Here is a 17,290-nt window from a genome sequence, read left to right on the forward strand (position 1 = left end):
CGACAATGCCCGCCTTTGCCGCCAACCTGACGCTGATGTTCAACGAGTGGTCCTTCCTCGATCGCTTCGACGCGGCAGCGGACGCAGGATTTACCGCCGTCGAATATCTGTTTCCCTACGAGGCTGCGCCGGATGCCATCGCCGAGCGGCTCGCCCGCAACGGCCTGCAACAGGCGCTGTTCAACCTGCCTCCCGGTGATTGGGCGGCCGGCGAGCGCGGCATCGCAGCGCTGCCCGGCCGCTTCGATGAACTGACGTCCGGCGTGGCACGGGCGCTCGACTATGCCGCTGCGACCGGCGTTAAACGGCTGCACCTGATGGCGGGCCTCGCCGACAGCGAGGACGAAAAAGCCGCATCCTGCTACCGGCGCTCCATTGTCTACACAGCCGAACGGCTGGCGGAGATCGGCATCGATCTGCTCATCGAACCGATCAACGGACGAAACATGCCGGGCTATTTCCTCAACGACTTTGGCACGGCCGAGCGGCTTATCGCAGAACTCGACCTGCCGAACCTCAAGCTCCAGTTCGACATCTATCACCGCCAGATCCTGCACGGCGACGTCACGATGGCGCTGCGTCGCCTGTTGCCGATGACCGGCCACATTCAGGTCGCGAGCATCCCCTCCCGCCATGAACCCGACGGCGAGGAGCTGAACTATGCCTATCTGTTCGAGGAAATCGACAGGCTCGGATATGATGGCTTCGTCGGCTGCGAATATGTCCCGCGCGGCCGGACACTGGACGGCCTTGACTGGTTCAAGCCGTTTTCCCGGAGCTAGCTGATGACCATCCTACTCGGATCGATCGCTGACGATTACACCGGCGCCTCGGACCTCGCAAACACGCTGACGAAGAACGGGTTGACCACCGTGCAGACGGTCGGCATTCCCGATCCGTCGCTGGCATTGCCCGATGTGGACGCCGTCGTGGTGTCGCTGAAGATCCGCTCGGTCCCGGCCGATGAAGCCGTCGTGGCTGCGGGCCAAGCCGAGCAGTGGTTGCGCGACCACGGCGCCGGCCATGTGCTTTACAAGATCTGCTCAACCTTCGATTCCACCGACGCCGGCAATATCGGCCCGGTCACGGAGGCCCTCAGCACTGCGGCAGGCGGCGGCGTCGTGCTGGTCACGCCCGCCTTCCCGGAGACGGGACGCACCGTCTATCTCGGGCACCTTTTCGTGGGCACGGAGCCGCTGAACGAAAGTCCGCTGAAGGATCATCCGCTCAATCCCATGCACGACGCCAATCTGGTTCGCGTCATGGCTCGGCAATCATGCGGCCGCATCGGGCTTGTCGACCTGGCGACGGTATCGGCCGGGGCGCCTGCAGTGCGGGCGAGGCTCGATAAGCTCAGGGCAGAAGGCGTCACAGCGGCAATCGCGGACGCGATCTTCGAGCGTGACCTCGAAATCCTCGGCGAAGCGGCACTCGAGACACCGGTCTCGACCGCCGCATCCGGTCTCGGCCTCGGGCTCGCGCGCGCACTGGTGCGTTCCGGTCGCGTGCCGCCGAAGGCCACCGCCGCGGCTGATGCCATCCGCCCCGTCGGCGGGCATGCCGCCATCATCGCCGGCAGTTGCTCCAAGGCGACCCTTCGCCAGCTTGCCGTCGCCGAACAGTCAATGCCGGTCCTGAGGCTCGACCCCGAAAAACTGCTCACCGCAGCGCCGGACGAGATCTCCGCCGCGCTTTCCTGGGCGGGAGAGCGAATGGACGCGGGCCCCATCATCATTGCCGCAAGCGCAACGCCGGAGGCCGTTTCCCGGCTGCAATCGCGCTATGGGCGTGAGATTTCGGGGCGCGCGATCGAGGCCGCAACCTCGGCCATCGCTGCCGAACTGGTGGCAAGAGGCGTGCGGCGTCTCGTCGTCGCCGGCGGCGAAACCTCCGGTGCGGCGGTGGATCAGCTTGCCATCCCGGCCTTTCTGATCGGCCCGGAAATCGCACCCGGCGTGCCGGTGCTCCGGACGATCGGCAACCCCCAGGGCGACATGCTTCTGGCCCTGAAGTCGGGTAATTTCGGTGGCGAGGATTTCTTCGCCGCCGCGCTGTCGGTGATGCACTAAGGGACGAAATAGACGGAGCTTAAGCCCATTGTTTTCAATGAGCTTAAGGAAGCGGTAGCCGCAAAATTCGGGAGTTTTGACCCTCAAAATAGACAGAGCTGCAGATGGATTGGCCGGGTCCGCTGCAGCTCCGATCGCGACGTATTCGTCATCCTGCTTGGGCTCTCGCCCGTTCCATTCAAGGGAACCGCTTCGAACGTCGCATAACCGCATGATAATAGCAGCGCAAACGATATCAAGAGCAATTGGACTCCGTCTGCGCCAAGAGCGGAGACGTGCTCCGTCCGAGCTAGTTCGGAAAGGCTAAAGGCCAACCTTCCCCGTCTGATGTAAAATCAGCATTTGCTGAAATGGGGGAGAACTTACTATGCCGAAGAGCACCCTGTCCGCCTTGACGGCGCTGGCCCTGTCATCATGCGCCATCTCCTATGCGCAAGACAGTACGATCCAGATTCCCGGCCACAAATTCCGGACCGAGGAGAATTGTATACGCCAGGCACCTATCGGCAAGTTCGATCGCAAGTGCGACATCCCGATTGTCGGCTGGCGTGGTGCCGAGGGCATGTGGTTTCCAAGTGTCGCCCAGGGTGCGCCTGGCGGGTTTGGGCTTTAGTCAGGCATAGCATCTTTGTCGCCGTAAATCGCCGCCGTCTCGCTGGCTTGCTTCGATCCGGCGCAGTATCTCGCGCGTAAGGCGCTCATCGGTGGCAAGGCGTCGAACGTGCTCTCAACCGCTCGCAGGAAGGCGGCCGCTCCCCGTCCAGCGCCGATATCGGCACGAAAGGCGCGGTCAGTGGGCGGGATCCGGCGAAAGGCCTATCGAGCGAGTTCGCTGGTCTGCCTGCCGCTGGTACCGTCCGAGGGCGGCGCGGACACTTTCATCTCCACTCACCGCGGCGGAGCATGCCAGGGTTCCGGCAAGCTTCGTAAGCAACTTCGCGCGCATCCGCCGGAGCCTTGCTTCGTTCATACGGCGGCTGAAGGCGAATATGTGCAGAGGACTCTTTTCTCCAGTACCATCGACGCAGATGAGTTCCTCGAATCCCCGGCGATCCGTGACGACGAAATTGCCGGGATTGACGTCCATCATGACGATGTGCAGCCGGCAGAAGCGTTCGAAGAGCTCATCGATCATCTGGAGATGTGTTGCGGTCAATCGGCCCGAAAGCGCCAATTCACGCAGGGTGGGAGCGAGCCCACCATTGCTCATCGCTATCTTTTCGACAATCAAACCGAGGCCATAATCGGTATTGGCGAAACCGAATATTCTCGGGATGGGAAGTTCGACACGATCGGCAAGGGAGAACCTTCTCGCCTGCTCAAGGAATTCATCGACCTCACGTTGAAAGGTCCGATACGCCCCGAAGCGCTTGAACCTGTTGAGGAAACGAAACCTCCTCTTCGACCGCCGCGTGCCGCCCTCTCCCCTCGATTCCGGTTTCAGAACCTTTATCAAAACATTTGGATAGAGCGGATGCGCGAAGATGCTACGCTGATGTCCTGCGGCGCAGTGGTGCCAATCCGACAGTTCGATCTTACCGTCGAACATGCTCCTTCTCCCGGATTGTGACGATTTTGTAACAAAACCGTGTCACGGGACGGAATGCAAGAGCTGCATGCTCTGCGGCGTTATCGCTGCAGGGCATAGCACGTTGTAGTTGCGATTTTGCCACTGCGCCGACCAGCTTGCCCGGATGCTCTTGCAAAGCTTTGGTCCCGGTGGGCGCCACGCTGAGGCGATGTTTCAACAGCATACCGGGCGGCATTACGCCGCCCGGTATGCTGCGTTTAGAGGCCGTTTGCCTTCATGATCTCCGCGGCATTTTCCCTGGTGATGGTCATCGTGTCGAGCGTCACGGTCTTTTCGACCTTCTCGCCGTTCAGGAACTTGATTGCCTGGCGAAGCCCCTCGGCACCGGGCGTCGCATAGAGGAAGGTCGCGGTGAGTTCGCCGTTGTTGACCCAGGTCACGCCTTCACCCGGCAGCGCGTCGATGCCGAGGAACTTGATTTCCTTCTCACGGCCAGCGTCTTTCGCCGCCAGATAGGCTCCGTAGGCCATCGGGTCATTATGGCCGTAGACGAGATCGATCTTCTCGTTGTTGCGGAGTGCGGTCGCCATAATGTTATAGGCCTGGTCCTGCTTCCAATCGCCGGACTGTTGGTCGAGCAGGTGCTTGATGCCCGGCTCCTTGTCGGTGAATTCGTGGAAGCCATCGTGCCTGTCGTGTGCCGGTTGCGTGCCCATGCCGCCCCAGATCTCGACGATGTTGCCCTCAGCCTTGCCCTTGCCGCCGAGGAGCTCCACGGCGTGTTCGCCGGCCGCCCGTCCGATCAGCTTGTTGTCGCCGCCGACGAACTGGGTGTACTGGTCGGTCTCGACGTTGCGGTCGAGAACGAAAACCGGGATCTTCGCGTCGATCGCCTGCTGGACAACGCCCGTCAGACCGGCCGATTCCTTAGGTGATATGAGCAGCGCATCGACTTCCTGACGGATCAGGTTTTCGACGTCCGCCACCTGTTTTTCCGTCTTGTCTTCGCCATCCGTGATGATGAGCTCGACTTCCGGATGCTTCGCCGCTTCTGCGATGATGTCCTTGTTAAACTGCGCGCGCCACGGCTCGATGGTCGTTGCCTGGCTGAAACCGATCCGCCACTTCTTGTCCTGGGCGAGCGCATCCTTGCCCGGCAAGAGGGCGGTGGAGGCCGCGAGAACGGCCGCAATGGCCGCCAGTCTCATGATGTCACGACGTTTCATTCTTCTTTTCCTCCCATGGTTAGAGACAGGGTCTCTCTTGACGGCCGCTCCTCCGCGGCCGTTTCGCTTTGCGCCGAGCGTCGGCTTGTCAGCCGCAAATGGGCAAGCACATCGTAGGCGTTGCGCTCCTGAACGAGCACCGTGCCGATGATGATCACGCCCTTCAGCACCAGCTGAAGATTGGAGTTGATGTTGTGAAGCTGCAGGATATTGGAGAGCAGCCCGAAGATCAGGACGCCGCAGAACGTCCCGGCAAGGCTGCCCCGCCCGCCCATAAGGCTCGTGCCGCCGATCACCACGGCCGCGATTGCGTCGAGTTCCAGTCCTGCGCCGGCGTCCGGCTTGCCCTGCCGATACTGGGCCACATAGAGCACCGCCGCGATGCCGGCGAGCAGTCCGGAGATAGCATAGGTGATGATCTTCACCCGCCCGGCATTGATGCCGGAGAGCCGCGCCGCCTCCTCGTTTCCACCGATCGCATAAACGTACCGACCGAAGGGCGTGAAGCGCAGAACGACGCTGTAAAGAATGATTGCCACGATGAAGAAAATGCCCGGCATCGGCACAATGCCGAAGACGAGCTGGCGAAGCACGTCGAAATCGGCAGTGGCGTTGGTCCCGGTGTAAACCGGCAGCACCGCATTGTTCTGACCGGCTGTGAGGCGCGCGATGCCAAGTGCCGTCACCATCATCGCCAGGGTGACGATGAACGGCTGCAACCTGCCGACGACGATGATGGCGCCGTTGATCGTGCCGAAAAGCAGGCCCACGGCAGGCGCGACCAGGAGGACGCCGAGCACGCCGAATTTCGTCTGCACCTGCGGCAGCAGAAAGCTCAGCACCAGCGCGCACAAGAGGATGCCGCCAACCGCAGGTAGGAGCGTGCCACGCACCCGATCGAGGTGCACCTCCCTGACATTGGCTTCCCCACTCCGCGCTTTCTCGATGTTGAGGAAAACGAAGCGAACGACGACCGCGCCGACAAGAAGCGAGGCGAGGCCGACAGCCGGAATTCCCAGGAAAACCGCCGGGGTTTCGCCGGGCACCGTCAGGAGCATGGCGCAAACGACGCTGCAGATCGCCATCATCGAACCGACGGAGAGATCGATCCCGCCGGTGAGGATGACGGCCGTCATGCCGGTGGCGACGAGCCCGGTGGTCGAAACTTGCCGCAGCACGTCGAGAAGATTGCCGGAAGATAGAAAGATGTTTCTGCCCGACGAGGTCACAGGCGAGGAGAGAACGCCTATCAGGAAGATGGCGATCAGACCCCAATAGAGTTTCGTCTGGGAGAGAAGTCTCAGAAATGTCATGCAACGGCCCTTCCAAGCACACCGCCCCGCGGAGCGGCGAGCTGCATGAGGCGTTCTTCGCTCGCCTCTTCGCGCGGGATAAGCCCCGTCTGACGGCCTTCAGCCATCACCAGGATACGGTCGGCAAGGTGCAAGAGCTCCGGCAATTCAGAGCTCACGACCACGATCGCCAGCCCCTCTCCGGCAAGCGAGAAGACGAGATCGTAGATCTCCCGTTTCGCGCCGACATCGATACCGCGTGTCGGCTCGTCGAGGAGAAGCACGCGCGGGCCGGTGGCGAGCCACTTGCCGATCACCACCTTCTGCTGATTGCCGCCCGAAAGCGTCCCTGCGACCTGGTCGATGCTGCCGCAGCGTACGCCAAGCGTCTGCACGGCCTTCTTGCTGAGCGAATTCTCCGCATCGAACGACCGCAAACCGAAACGCGCCAACCGGCCGACCAACGGCAGGGCCACATTATCCGTGATCGAATCGTGGAGATGCAGCCCTTGCGTTTTCCGATCCTCCGTCACCAGCGCGATGCCGAGGCGGCGCGCATCGAGCGGGGAGCGGATGTCGACCGGCGTGCCATCGAGATAGATCTCGCCGCCGCGCCGGCCTTCACTCGAACCGAAGATCGTTTCCAGGATTTCGGTGCGCCCGGCACCAAGCAGCCCCCCGATGCCCAGGATCTCGCCGGCGCTGACGTCGAAGTTCACACCCTTCAGCACGTCGCGCCAGCCGTGCCGGCTCGACGTCGAAAGCGAGAGACCACGCACGGACAACACGGGATCGCCGCTCGTTGGCCGTTCTACGCGCTCAGCGTCGAGCAGGCTGCGGCCGACCATGGCGGCGATGACCGAGTCCTCATCGAGATCGGCCCTCGGCCGGGTCCAGACATGCCGGCCATCGCGAAAGACGGTGATGCGATCGCTCAAATGCATCACCTCGTCGATACGATGGGAAATATAGACGATGCCGACGCCGTCGGCAGCAAGCTGTCGCATGATCTTGAAGAGCCGCTGGCATTCGCCGGGCGAAAGCGCCGAGGTCGGCTCGTCCATGATCAGAATGCGCGCCTCGAGAGAGAGCGCCTTGGCAATCTCGACAAGCTGCTGCTCACCGACTCTCAGCTGACCGACGCGCGCCTCGGGATCGAGGTCGATACCGAGACGACGCAGCAACACGCTCGACGCATCGAGGCTTGCCTTGCGATCGACGAAAAGGCCGGCGATCACGCGCTCGCGGCCGAGAAAGATGTTGTCGGCGACGCGGAGCTCCGGAACGAGGTTCAGCTCCTGATGAATGATGGCGATCCCGGCCGCCTCTGCATCCCGGACGCTCGAGAAGCGCACCGGCGCCCCGTCGACGCGCACGAGGCCGTCATAATCGGGATAGACACCAGAAAAGATCTTCATCAGCGTCGACTTGCCGGCGCCGTTTTCGCCCATCAGGGCGTGGATTTCGCCGGCGCGCAGATCGAACCGCACCTCCTTGAGCGCGGCAATGCCGCCGAAGGATTTGGAAATCGCCTCGGCTGTCAGGACGACGCGCCGCGCGTCGCTTGCCTGCGAGTTGGAACCCGGCAACGTCGGAAGATCATCGCGCATGACATTGGCGGCCTCCCTACCACCGATATCTCACGACTATTTCGCTTATTTCCTGCAGCCTATTCTAAACGTTTCGAAGGTGTCAAGCGGCTAAAAGATCCAGTTATGGCGCAGCTATTGCACAATTTTCGCGGCTCACATAAGCTCCTCCCAACTGCATTTCGAAACGTTTTGATGGAAGATGCCGCAGCGTCGCCGGAATTCACGAAAGTCCACCGCACCCACGATGCTCGACGTTGCGAAGGCCGCGAACGTCTCCGTGGCGACGGTTTCCGCGGTGATCAACGGGTCCGCTCCCGTCAGCCCTGAACTGCGTAGCCGCATCGAAGAGGCGATCCAGGTCATCGGCTACAAGCGCAACGCGATCGCCCGCAGCCTCAAGCTCGGCACCACGCGCACGGTCGGCCTGATGGTGGCCGACATCACCAACCCCTTCTTCACCGACGTCGTGGCGGTGATCCAGGACGTCCTCCATCGCGCCGGCTACGCGGTGATGCTCTGCTGCAACGACGAGGACGTCGAGATGCAGGATGAACAGATCGAACTCCTGATCGATCGCAGCGTGGATGGCCTGATCATCGCGCCTGCCGGAGACGACGAAACGCTGAAGCGCATTATTGCCGGCGCCAATCTGCCGACCGTCCTGATCGACAGGCTCTTAGACGGAATCGACACCGATGCCGTCGTGCTCGACAACCGCCGTGCGGTCCACGACGCGACCCTCTATATGCTCGGTCTCGGGCATCGCCGCATCGGCTATATTTCGGGCTCGCTCGAAACGTCGACGGGACGCGAGCGGCTGGCCGGCTACAAGGCCGCATTGGAAGCGGCCAAGCTACCCCACGAGGACGATCTCGTGCGGATCGGCAACTTCCGCGAAAAGGATGCCTACAAGGCGACGATGCAACTGCTCACGAGCACGGAAAGACCGAGCGCGATCTTTTCCGCCAATAACCTGATGGTCATCGGCGTGATGAAGGCGATCCGCGATATCGGTCTTAAGTGCCCGGAAGACGTATCCGTCGCAAGCTTCGACGATTTCCCCTGGGCGGACGTTTTCCAGCCGCATCTGACGACGATCGCACAGCCCGTTCAGGCGATCGGCGAACAGGCTGCGCAACTCATCCTCGATCGCCTTTCAGGCAAGAGCCCGGCGGCACCGCGCCGGCTCGTGCTGCAGGGGCGCCTGATGATCCGCGAGTCCTGCCGGCCGGTCAGCCTGACGCCGCGCGCGATCGCCTAGTGCATTCGCATTGGCGCGTGCCTTTAGGTGGAGCCATCAATCCTCGTGCAGCGCACGGGCAATCGGCGGGCCAACGCTGAAGTCGCGGAAGTTTGCCTCGAAGCCTGCGCGTTCCGGAGAGCAGGCCATGACACCGATCTCCGCATCGGCCGCCGACAACGGGCAAAGCCGCGCCATCTGCCAGGGCGCGTCGCGGAAGCGGAACTGCACCCGTACCGCGTCGCCATGGCGCGTCAGCCGCACCTCGACCGCGTCGGACGGCGTGGCGTCATGAAGAGGGACTACCGACCAGTCCGAAACGCCGCGCGTAACGACGACACTGAAATGCATCAGCCCGTCGGTATATTCGATGCCGCACTTGATCCAGTTCTCCTCGTCGAGGCGCAACATCAGTCCGGCCTGGTCGTAGAGTTGCTCGTAGGCGCCCATGATCGTGGCGGATGCGGTGAAATCGCCGGAGATCGATCGGAGATAGGCATGGCCGCTGTCGCGAACGAAGCCGTAGAAGGTCTCGCGCCAGAAGTCCGTATTGCCATCCGTCTTGAGCGACAGTGCCTTTTCGTCACCTTGCCAGCTTGCCGGCTGGTTCAACCAGCGATAGTTTTCTGTCATCTCTCCCGTCCCCTCGCTTGATGTTCGGCGCATCCTTTCGATGTCGACGTGAACGTCATATTGCGGGTTCGTCCCATAAGCCATAGCGTAGGGCCATGGCGACGTCGAAGCTACAGGTCTATCGCAAGAAAAGGGACTTTTCGAAAACGTCGGAACCGCCCGGCAGTCTTGTCGGCGAGAGCGGCAACCGTTTTGTCGTCCACAAGCATCATGCGACGGCCGACCATTACGACCTGAGGCTGCAGGTGGGGGACGTGCTCAAAAGCTGGGCGGTCCCGAAGGGGCCGTCGCTCAATCCGGCTGACAAGCGGCTCGCGGTCGAGACGGAGGATCACCCGCTGGAATATATCGACTTCGAGGGCGTCATCCCCGAGGGCGAGTATGGCGGCGGCCCGATGATCGTCTGGGACGCGGGCGTGTGGGCACCGATGGACGACGTCGAGAAGAGCTTGCGCACGGGCGCCTTCAAGTTCCGTCTTGCGGGCGAGAAACTCAATGGCGGCTGGATGCTGGCGCGGCTGAAGCCCAAGCCCGGCGAGGAAGATCAGCGCAACTGGCTCCTGTTCAAGGAACGCGACCTCGCCGCCGACGCCACAACCGATATCCTCTCTGCGCGCCCCGAGAGCGTCAAATCCGGACGACGGATCGAGGAACTGGTGGAGAAGCCGAAACCGCCGGCCAAGCAAGTCAAGCCGGTCAAGCTCAATCCGAGCGCACTACCGGGCGCCGTGAAAGGCACAGCGCCCGTCCGCATCGAACCGCAGCTTGCGACGCAGACGGCTGTTCCCCCAGGGAGCGCCGGTCAGCGCGAAGTATGGCTGCACGAGATCAAATTCGACGGCTACCGGACGATGGCGCACCTGTCCGCCGGCGAAGTGCGCCTCATCACCCGCGGTGGTCTCGACTGGACGAAGCGCTACGGCGACCTGCCGGAAGCCTTTCGACGGCTGCCCTGCCGCGATGCCATCATCGATGGGGAAATCGTCGTTCCCGACGACAAGGGAATCAGCCGGTTCGCCCTGCTGCAGGAGGCACTTTCCGAGGGCGCGGGCAACAGGCTGGTGTTTTATGCCTTCGATCTCCTGCATCTCGATGGTTGGAACCTCATGGGCGCTCCGCTCGAAAAGCGCAAGACGTTGCTCGCTGAGTTGCTGACGGGGCAGGTCTCCGCGCGCTCGGCCATCCAGCTGAGCGATCACGTCGTCAGCGACGGGCGTGGGCTCTACGACCAGGCTTCGGAAATGGGGCTCGAGGGAATCGTCTCGAAGCGCGCCTCGGCCCCCTACCAAAGCGGCCGCTCGAAAACCTGGACCAAGACCAAGGCGCTGCAGATCGGCGATTTCGTGATCGCCGGATACACCAGGTCCGAGGCCGCCGAAGGGCTTGCCGCGCTTGCGCTTGGCGAGTGGGTTGACGGCGAGTTGCAATATCGCGGCAAGGTCGGAACGGGTTTCGATGCCGAGATGCTCAAGCAGTTGCTCGCCCGGTTGGAGCCGCTGCGCGCAGGTGCGGCGAAGCTTGAGGGCGCCCCGAAGGAAATCATCTGGGTGAGACCGGTGCTGACGGCGCACATTCACTACTCCAACCGTACGACCGACAACGCGCTGCGCCACGCCGTATTCAAGGGCCTTCGCGACGTCGAGCTTTCGACGCCAGCTCCGATACAGCGAAAGCGCTTCATCTCGGACGCGGACCTCGCAAGCATCTCGATCACCAATCCGACGCGCCGCCTGTTCGGCAGGTCCGGACCGACCAAGCTCGACATCGCCGTCTACTATGCACTCGTCGGCGATTTCATGCTGCCGCACATTCTCGGACGCCCCGTCTCGCTGGTGCGCTGCCCGACTGGAAGAGCGCAGGATTGCTTCTTTCAGCGCCATCCCTTCACCGGCATGCCGACCTCGGTGCAAACGTTTCAATCGACCAACTCGGAAGGCGAAACGAAGTCCTATCTCTCCGTCGAGGACGCCAAGGGATATCTTGCGCTGGCGCAGTTCGGCGTGGTGGAATTTCACACCTGGGGCACGGTGCGCGACCGGCTCGAAAAAGCCGACCGTGTCGTCTTCGACCTCGACCCCGGCGAAGGCATCAGCTGGCGCGAGGTGGTCGATGCCGCCGTCCACATTCGCCGCGAGCTCGAGGCGCTTGATCTCGTTCCCTTCGTCAAGACGTCAGGCGGCAAGGGCATCCACGTGGTCGTGCCGATCGCGCCGAAGCACAACTGGAAAAAGGTGCATCAGGCGACAAGCGCGATTGCCACCCGCCTGGCCGCGAGCGCGCCGGAGGTTTTTACGACGACGATGGGCAAGGACAAGCGCATCAAGCGGATCTTCATCGACTTCCATCGCAATGCGCGCAGTCACACCGCGGCCGCCCCCTACTCGCTTCGCGCGAGGACGAACCTGCCGGCCTCAACCCCGGTAAGCTGGGGCGACCTTGAATCTATCGACGCTCCGGAGGATTTGAACTATTCTTCGCTGCCTGGCCTCCTGGTCACGTCCGGCGATCCATGGGCGGAAATAGATGCTTTCGCCAGGGATCTGCCCGTGTTGTCCGAGGCGGGGAAGTAGTTCGTGTTGCCGCGCAGGAGACAATCATGGCGCCCAGGGCAAGTTGGAAAGGTTATCTCAGATTAAGTCTCGTAAGCTGTCCGGTCAGGCTTTATCCAGCCACCAGCTCGAGCGAGCGCATCAGCTTCAACCAGCTCCACAAGGACACCCACAACCGGATCAACATGAAGCCGGTGGATCCGGAGCTCGGGCTGGTCGAACGATCCGATCTGGTGAAGGGCTACGAATACGAGGACAAGAAATACATCATCATCGAGGACACCGACCTCGAGAGCGTCAGGATCGAATCCAACCATACGATGAACATCGAAGCCTTCGTCGACGAAGGCTCGGTCGACGTCATCTACCAGGATGCGCCCTATTATCTGGCGCCCGACGGCGCGATGGCGGAGGAAACCTTCATCGTACTGCGCGAAGCGTTGCGAAAGTCCGGCAAGCTGGCGATCGCGCGCCTCGTGCTCTCCAGCCGCGAACGGGTGATCACCATCGGTCCGCGCGAGACCGGCATGTTCGTCTGCACGCTCAGGAACCCTAACGAAGTGCGCGGCACCGCGGAATATTTCGGCAATATTCCGGTCGGGAACCCTGATCCTGAAATGCTGCAGCTCGCCGGGGCGCTCATCGAACAGAAGCTGACGACCTTCGATCCCAAGAACTACGAGGATCGCTACGAGATCGCGCTGATGCAGATGATCCGCGAGAAGCTCAAGGGCCACAAGCCGATCATCGCGGCGGCACCCGAACGCGGCAATGTCATCAACCTCATGGACGCTCTGAAGGCGAGCCTCTCGCAGTCGAAACCGCCGGCCAAGAGCAAGGCCAAGGCGGAGCCCGCGGCCAAGCGGACCGCGAAGGCGGCAACGACCAGCGACAAGCCGGCGGCCAAGAAGAAAGTCTGATGGCGGTTGCGGGCCAGACATTCGGCATCGTCGGGGCGCTTGCGGCGTTTCCCCGCCGGCTGGCAGCGCGCGAAGTCGAGCGGCAGCTCGGTCATCTGAGGCGCGGCATCACACGCCAGACGTCGCACCTCGTCTTCGGCCGTAGCCTGCTGTCGAAGGCAAGCGAAGCGGAAATCGAGGCCAGATTCGACGCCGAGATGGGTCAGAACAGACGCCCTCTCAGCGAGAACGGCTTTCTTCGGCTGCTGGGATTGATGACAGCGCCGGAAGCGTCGGCCCTGTCGCGACAGTCGCTGCTCGATCAATCGCGGCTTGCCGCACGCACCTTCGACCTGCTTTCGCTGTTCGACGCTTTCGAGCATGACAGCGAACCCTTTTCGTTCCGCGACCTGATCCTCGCCCGGAAATATGCCGGCCTGATCGACAGCGGTGCCACCTGGAGCACGATTGCGCGATCGGTCCACCGCTCCGGATCCGTGGCGGCACTCACCGCGCTCTCGCTTCATCACGAAAGATCCGACGCGATCTATGTCCGCCGCGCCGAGGGCCTCAGCGAACTCGACGGGCAACTGTTGTTCGATCTTGGAGCGCCCGACGATGCGGAGCTCGAGGATCTCTTCGCCCGGGCGGAAGTCGCCGAGGAGGAAGGGCTCTGCGACGAAGCAGCCGCACTCTATCAGCGCTGCCTCGCCATCGATCCAACGGACTCCGTCGCCGCCTTCAACCGCGCGAACTGCCTGAAGGCAGCGGGCCGGCAGGTGGAAGCCGCGCATGACTACATCCGCGCTCTCAAGCTCGACCCGAGTTTCGTCGAGGCGTGGTTCAACCTTGCAGGGCTGATGAGCGAACGCGGCCGGGTCGATATCGCTCGCCGGCATCTGCAGAAAGCCATCGAATTCGACGGCAACTATGCGGACGCCATCTTCAACCTGGCGAAACTGGAATTCGACGCTGACAATCTCGGCGAGGCGCGGCGCTGGTGGAGGCGCTATCTCGAACTCGACAAGGATTCCGAGTGGGCACGGGCCGCCGAACGCGGCGTGCAGTTCGTGGACCTCCACCTCCTCCCAAGGACGGCTGGCTGACATGGGCGAAAAATTCCTGATCGACGGTCCGGATGATGCCCCCGTCACCATTCTCCTCGCGCATGGCGCGGGTGCGCCGATGGACTCGGCTTCGATGACCGCGACCGCAAAGGCGCTTGCCGACGCCGGCTTACGCGTCGCCCGCTTCGAGTTCGCTTACATGGCCGCCCGCCGCACCTCGGAAGGTCGCAAGCCGCCGCCCCGGGCCGAGACGCTGAAGACCGAATACGAGGCGGCCATCGCCGCGCTCGGCGCGACCAGCCCGCTCGTCATCGGCGGCAAATCGATGGGAGGGCGGGTCGCCAGCATGATCGCCGACGACCTCCATTCGAGCGGAAAAATCGCCGGGCTCCTCTGCCTCGGCTATCCGTTTCATCCGCCAACCAAGCCGGAAAAGCTTCGCACCAAGCATCTCGTCGACTTGAAGACGCCGACATTGATCTGCCAAGGGACCCGCGACGAATTCGGCACGCGTGAGGACGTCGCCGGCTACACGCTCTCCGACGCGATCGAAATCTTGTGGCTCGAGGACGGCGATCACGACCTCAAGCCCCGCAAGAGCGTATCGGGCTTTTCGGCTGCCGATCATCTGAAGACGATGGCCGAAAGAGTTGCCGTCTGGACCGGTCGGCTGGTGCGCTGAACGCATGAAGATCGCGACCTTCAACATCAATGGCGTCAACCGGCGGCTCGAAAATCTGCTCGCCTGGCTCGCGACAGCCGAGCCGGACGTGGCCTGCCTGCAGGAGCTGAAGGCAACGGATGGTCAATTTCCGAAATCAGCGATCGAAGCGGCTGGCTACGGCGCCGTCTGGCGCGGGCAGGCCGCCTGGAACGGCGTGGCGATCCTGGCGCGCGGCAGCCAGCCCATCCTGACGCGCGCCGAGCTGCCCGGAGATCCATCCGACACGCAAAGCCGCTATATCGAAGCGGCCGTGGACGGCATTCTGATCACGTCGCTCTACGCCCCCAACGGCAATCCACGGCCAGGACCGAAATTCGACTACAAGCTGGCCTGGCATGAGCGCCTGAGGCTGCATGCCGCCGAACTGCTGGCGACCGGTCTGCCGGTCGTCCTTGCTGGGGACTACAACGTGGTCCCGGAGCCACGCGACATCTACCCGACCCGTTCCTATGACGACAACGCCCTCGTCCAGCCCGAAAGCCGCGCCGCATTCCGCCGGCTTCTCGAGCAAGGCTGGCTCGATGCGCTCCGCAAGGTCTATCCAGAGGAGCAGCTCTTCACGTTCTGGGATTATCGGCGCAACCGGTGGCAGCGCGACGCGGGCCTGCGCCTCGACCATATTCTCTTGAGCCGGAAACTCACACGCCGGTTGAGTGGCGCAGGTATCGAGCGGGAGGTTCGCGGTCTCGATGGCGCGAGCGACCACGCACCAGTGTGGATCACGCTGCGCGACTAGGCTCGAGGGTCAATTTGGCGATACGCGCTCAATCGTGCAGGATGATGACGACGAGACAGGACCAACGGCCGGGAGGCGACCAATGACGAAGGCGAATGTGGGTTTCATCGGGCTCGGACTGATGGGTCAGGGCATGGCGACAAACATCGTGAAGAAGGGTTGGCCGCTTGCGGTGATGGCGCATCGCAACCGCGCGCCCGTCGAGGCTCTCGTCGCCGAGGGTGCGACCGAGGTCAAGACGCCGCGCGAGATGGCCGAGCGAACCGACGTCATCGTCCTCTGCGTCACCGGGTCGCCTGAGGTGCTGTCGGTGATCGAGAGCGGGGAAGGCATCGCCGCCGCTGGGAAGAAGGTCACGATCATCGATTGTTCGACCTCCGATCCTTCCGTGACCACGAAACTCGCCGACGACCTGGCCGGGAGAGGCATCATCCTTATCGACGCGCCGCTCAGCCGCACGCCGGCCGATGCTGCCGCCGGCACCCTCGACGTCATGGTCGGCGGCGCTGAGGACGATGTGCGCCGCGTCTGGCCCGTGCTCGAATGTTTCGCCGGCCGCATCATCCATACCGGGCCGACCGGCACCGGCCACACGATGAAGCTCCTCAACAACTTCCTGGCGATGGGCTACGCCGCTCTCTATTCCGAAGCTTTGATGCTCGGCAGGAAGGCCGGCCTCACCCCGCAGGTCTTCGACAGCGTCATTCGTGGCGGGCGGATGGATTGCCCCTTCTATCAGACCTTCTTCCGCTGGGTACTAGATCGGGACCCGAATGCGCACAAATTCGCGATCCGCAACGCCTTCAAGGACATGAGCTATCTCGCCGGCTTCGCCAATGCGTCCGGCGCCGCCAACCCGATCGGCGCGGCTGTCCGCAATTCCTTCGCACACGCCGTCGGTAACGGCCACGGCGAAGATTATGTGCCGATGCTGTCCGACTTCATCGCCGAGGCCAACGGGATCAGGCGAACCGAAGGGGAAAAGACTGGTTGAAGACACCCACAACGCCGTGCGTCTTTTAAGGCGCACAAAGATCGCTGTAACACCTTGAATTCCTGCATGGTTTTCATCCATGAATCGATTCCGATTTAAGGATCATGCAGTAGCGATTACCCGCGACCCCCGCTGGCTCTCGTTGCGCTGACGACTACCAGAAAACTCCGTAGAAGGTGACATATCCTATCACCAAGAGCGAAACTGCCAGTGACGATCGCACCATGAAGTCAACAAATCTGAACTGATATCCGAAACGCCCGATATGCGATTTCATCATTTCTCTCCCTTTTATTTTTCGCCAGGCGACCGGCAGCGGCCGGCCCGGGCATTGCCTACTCTGCGCCTCCAAGTTCGCGTTCCTGTTCGCGATAAAATTCGTGAGCGGCGGTCAGCAACCCATCTTCATCCAATGGCCCGCGGCGGAACTCGCACATGAGGAATTGCGCCAGCCGTTGAATTTGTTGGCCCTGCCGCGATATTCCGTACTCGGCGCAGACCGCTTCGAACACGCACCGGAGCGCCTCAATTTCGGCCTCGCTCAGTGCAGCCACGATATCATCAGGGAATCCACGCATCAGAACGTCCCTCTCACCTGCCGGATATTTCTGGCCCCACTGGAGCGCTTAGCTCTCTGTTCAGAACAGGAGCGCGGCGCGACTGCCGCCGGCCGCAGATTTCCTTCACGTTTCTCATGCCTATGAGAAGTCGCAGCAGCCTGCTGCGCTGAAGGATCGA

Annotated in this window: 16 protein-coding genes; 10 read left to right on the forward strand and 6 right to left on the reverse strand. The window is 62.4% G+C overall.

Annotation, left to right across the window (positions count from 1 at the left end):
• Positions 1-5 precede the first annotated feature (5 nt).
• From otnI to ILFOPFJJ_RS15995, 3 genes are all read left to right on the forward strand, one after another.
• Complete coding sequence (gene otnI, locus ILFOPFJJ_RS15985; RefSeq protein WP_173511560.1) at positions 6-782, forward strand: 2-oxo-tetronate isomerase; 777 nt, start codon at positions 6-8, stop codon at positions 780-782.
• A gap of 3 nt (positions 783-785) precedes the next feature.
• On the forward strand, positions 786-2,069 hold the full coding sequence (gene otnK, locus ILFOPFJJ_RS15990; protein WP_173511561.1) for a 3-oxo-tetronate kinase: 1,284 nt from the start codon (positions 786-788) through the stop codon (positions 2,067-2,069).
• Positions 2,070-2,436: 367 nt separating this feature from the next.
• Positions 2,437-2,682, forward strand: a complete 246-nt coding sequence (locus ILFOPFJJ_RS15995) for a hypothetical protein (protein ID WP_173511562.1) — start codon at positions 2,437-2,439, stop codon at positions 2,680-2,682.
• Between the two features lie 177 nt (positions 2,683-2,859).
• Here ILFOPFJJ_RS15995 and ILFOPFJJ_RS16000 read toward each other — a convergent pair whose 3' ends face one another.
• The 4 genes from ILFOPFJJ_RS16000 to ILFOPFJJ_RS16015 form a co-directional block, all read right to left on the reverse strand.
• Positions 2,860-3,618, reverse strand: a complete 759-nt coding sequence (locus ILFOPFJJ_RS16000; RefSeq protein ID WP_173511563.1) for a YrbL family protein — start codon at positions 3,616-3,618, stop codon at positions 2,860-2,862.
• Positions 3,619-3,857: 239 nt separating this feature from the next.
• Complete coding sequence (locus tag ILFOPFJJ_RS16005) at positions 3,858-4,826, reverse strand: substrate-binding domain-containing protein (protein WP_173511564.1); 969 nt, start codon at positions 4,824-4,826, stop codon at positions 3,858-3,860.
• On the reverse strand, positions 4,823-6,139 hold the full coding sequence (locus tag ILFOPFJJ_RS16010) for an ABC transporter permease (protein WP_173511565.1): 1,317 nt from the start codon (positions 6,137-6,139) through the stop codon (positions 4,823-4,825). Before ILFOPFJJ_RS16010 ends, ILFOPFJJ_RS16005 begins: the two co-directional genes overlap by 4 nt.
• Positions 6,136-7,728, reverse strand: coding sequence for a sugar ABC transporter ATP-binding protein (locus tag ILFOPFJJ_RS16015; protein ID WP_173511566.1), 1,593 nt, complete (start codon positions 7,726-7,728; stop codon positions 6,136-6,138). The genes ILFOPFJJ_RS16010 and ILFOPFJJ_RS16015 overlap by 4 nt, the downstream gene beginning before the upstream one ends.
• A 226-nt stretch (positions 7,729-7,954) precedes the next feature.
• Here ILFOPFJJ_RS16015 and ILFOPFJJ_RS16020 point away from each other — a divergent pair, with 226 nt between their 5' ends.
• Entirely contained in the window at positions 7,955-8,971 is a 1,017-nt protein-coding gene (locus ILFOPFJJ_RS16020; protein WP_173511567.1) for a LacI family DNA-binding transcriptional regulator, read from the forward strand.
• 36 nt (positions 8,972-9,007) lie between these two features.
• Here ILFOPFJJ_RS16020 and ILFOPFJJ_RS16025 read toward each other — a convergent pair whose 3' ends face one another.
• Positions 9,008-9,583, reverse strand: coding sequence for a DUF1349 domain-containing protein (locus ILFOPFJJ_RS16025; protein WP_173511568.1), 576 nt, complete (start codon positions 9,581-9,583; stop codon positions 9,008-9,010).
• 95 nt (positions 9,584-9,678) lie between these two features.
• Between ILFOPFJJ_RS16025 and ligD the strand changes: the two genes are divergently transcribed.
• From ligD to ILFOPFJJ_RS16055, 6 genes are all read left to right on the forward strand, one after another.
• Positions 9,679-12,153: a DNA ligase D gene (gene ligD / locus ILFOPFJJ_RS16030; protein WP_173511569.1), complete on the forward strand. Its 2,475-nt coding sequence runs from the start codon at positions 9,679-9,681 to the stop codon at positions 12,151-12,153.
• A gap of 26 nt (positions 12,154-12,179) precedes the next feature.
• Positions 12,180-13,052, forward strand: a complete 873-nt coding sequence (gene ku, locus ILFOPFJJ_RS16035; RefSeq protein ID WP_173511570.1) for a non-homologous end joining protein Ku — start codon at positions 12,180-12,182, stop codon at positions 13,050-13,052.
• Positions 13,052-14,137, forward strand: a complete 1,086-nt coding sequence (locus tag ILFOPFJJ_RS16040) for a tetratricopeptide repeat protein (protein WP_173511571.1) — start codon at positions 13,052-13,054, stop codon at positions 14,135-14,137. Before ku ends, ILFOPFJJ_RS16040 begins: the two co-directional genes overlap by 1 nt.
• 1 nt (position 14,138) lies before the next feature.
• Complete coding sequence (locus tag ILFOPFJJ_RS16045) at positions 14,139-14,780, forward strand: alpha/beta hydrolase family protein (RefSeq protein ID WP_173511572.1); 642 nt, start codon at positions 14,139-14,141, stop codon at positions 14,778-14,780.
• Positions 14,781-14,784: 4 nt separating this feature from the next.
• Positions 14,785-15,558, forward strand: coding sequence for an exodeoxyribonuclease III (locus ILFOPFJJ_RS16050; protein WP_173511573.1), 774 nt, complete (start codon positions 14,785-14,787; stop codon positions 15,556-15,558).
• An 82-nt stretch (positions 15,559-15,640) separates the two neighbouring features.
• Positions 15,641-16,552 (forward strand): NAD(P)-dependent oxidoreductase, encoded by a 912-nt coding sequence (locus ILFOPFJJ_RS16055; protein WP_173511574.1) that lies wholly within the window; start codon positions 15,641-15,643, stop codon positions 16,550-16,552.
• 335 nt (positions 16,553-16,887) lie between these two features.
• Here the strand turns inward: ILFOPFJJ_RS16055 and ILFOPFJJ_RS16060 are convergent, their stop codons facing one another.
• Entirely contained in the window at positions 16,888-17,130 is a 243-nt protein-coding gene (locus tag ILFOPFJJ_RS16060) for a hypothetical protein (protein ID WP_173511575.1), read from the reverse strand.
• Between the last annotated feature and the right edge of the window lie 160 nt (positions 17,131-17,290).

Origin of the sequence: Sinorhizobium psoraleae (assembly GCF_013283645.1) — a bacterium.
Classification (GTDB): domain Bacteria; phylum Pseudomonadota; class Alphaproteobacteria; order Rhizobiales; family Rhizobiaceae; genus Sinorhizobium; species Sinorhizobium psoraleae.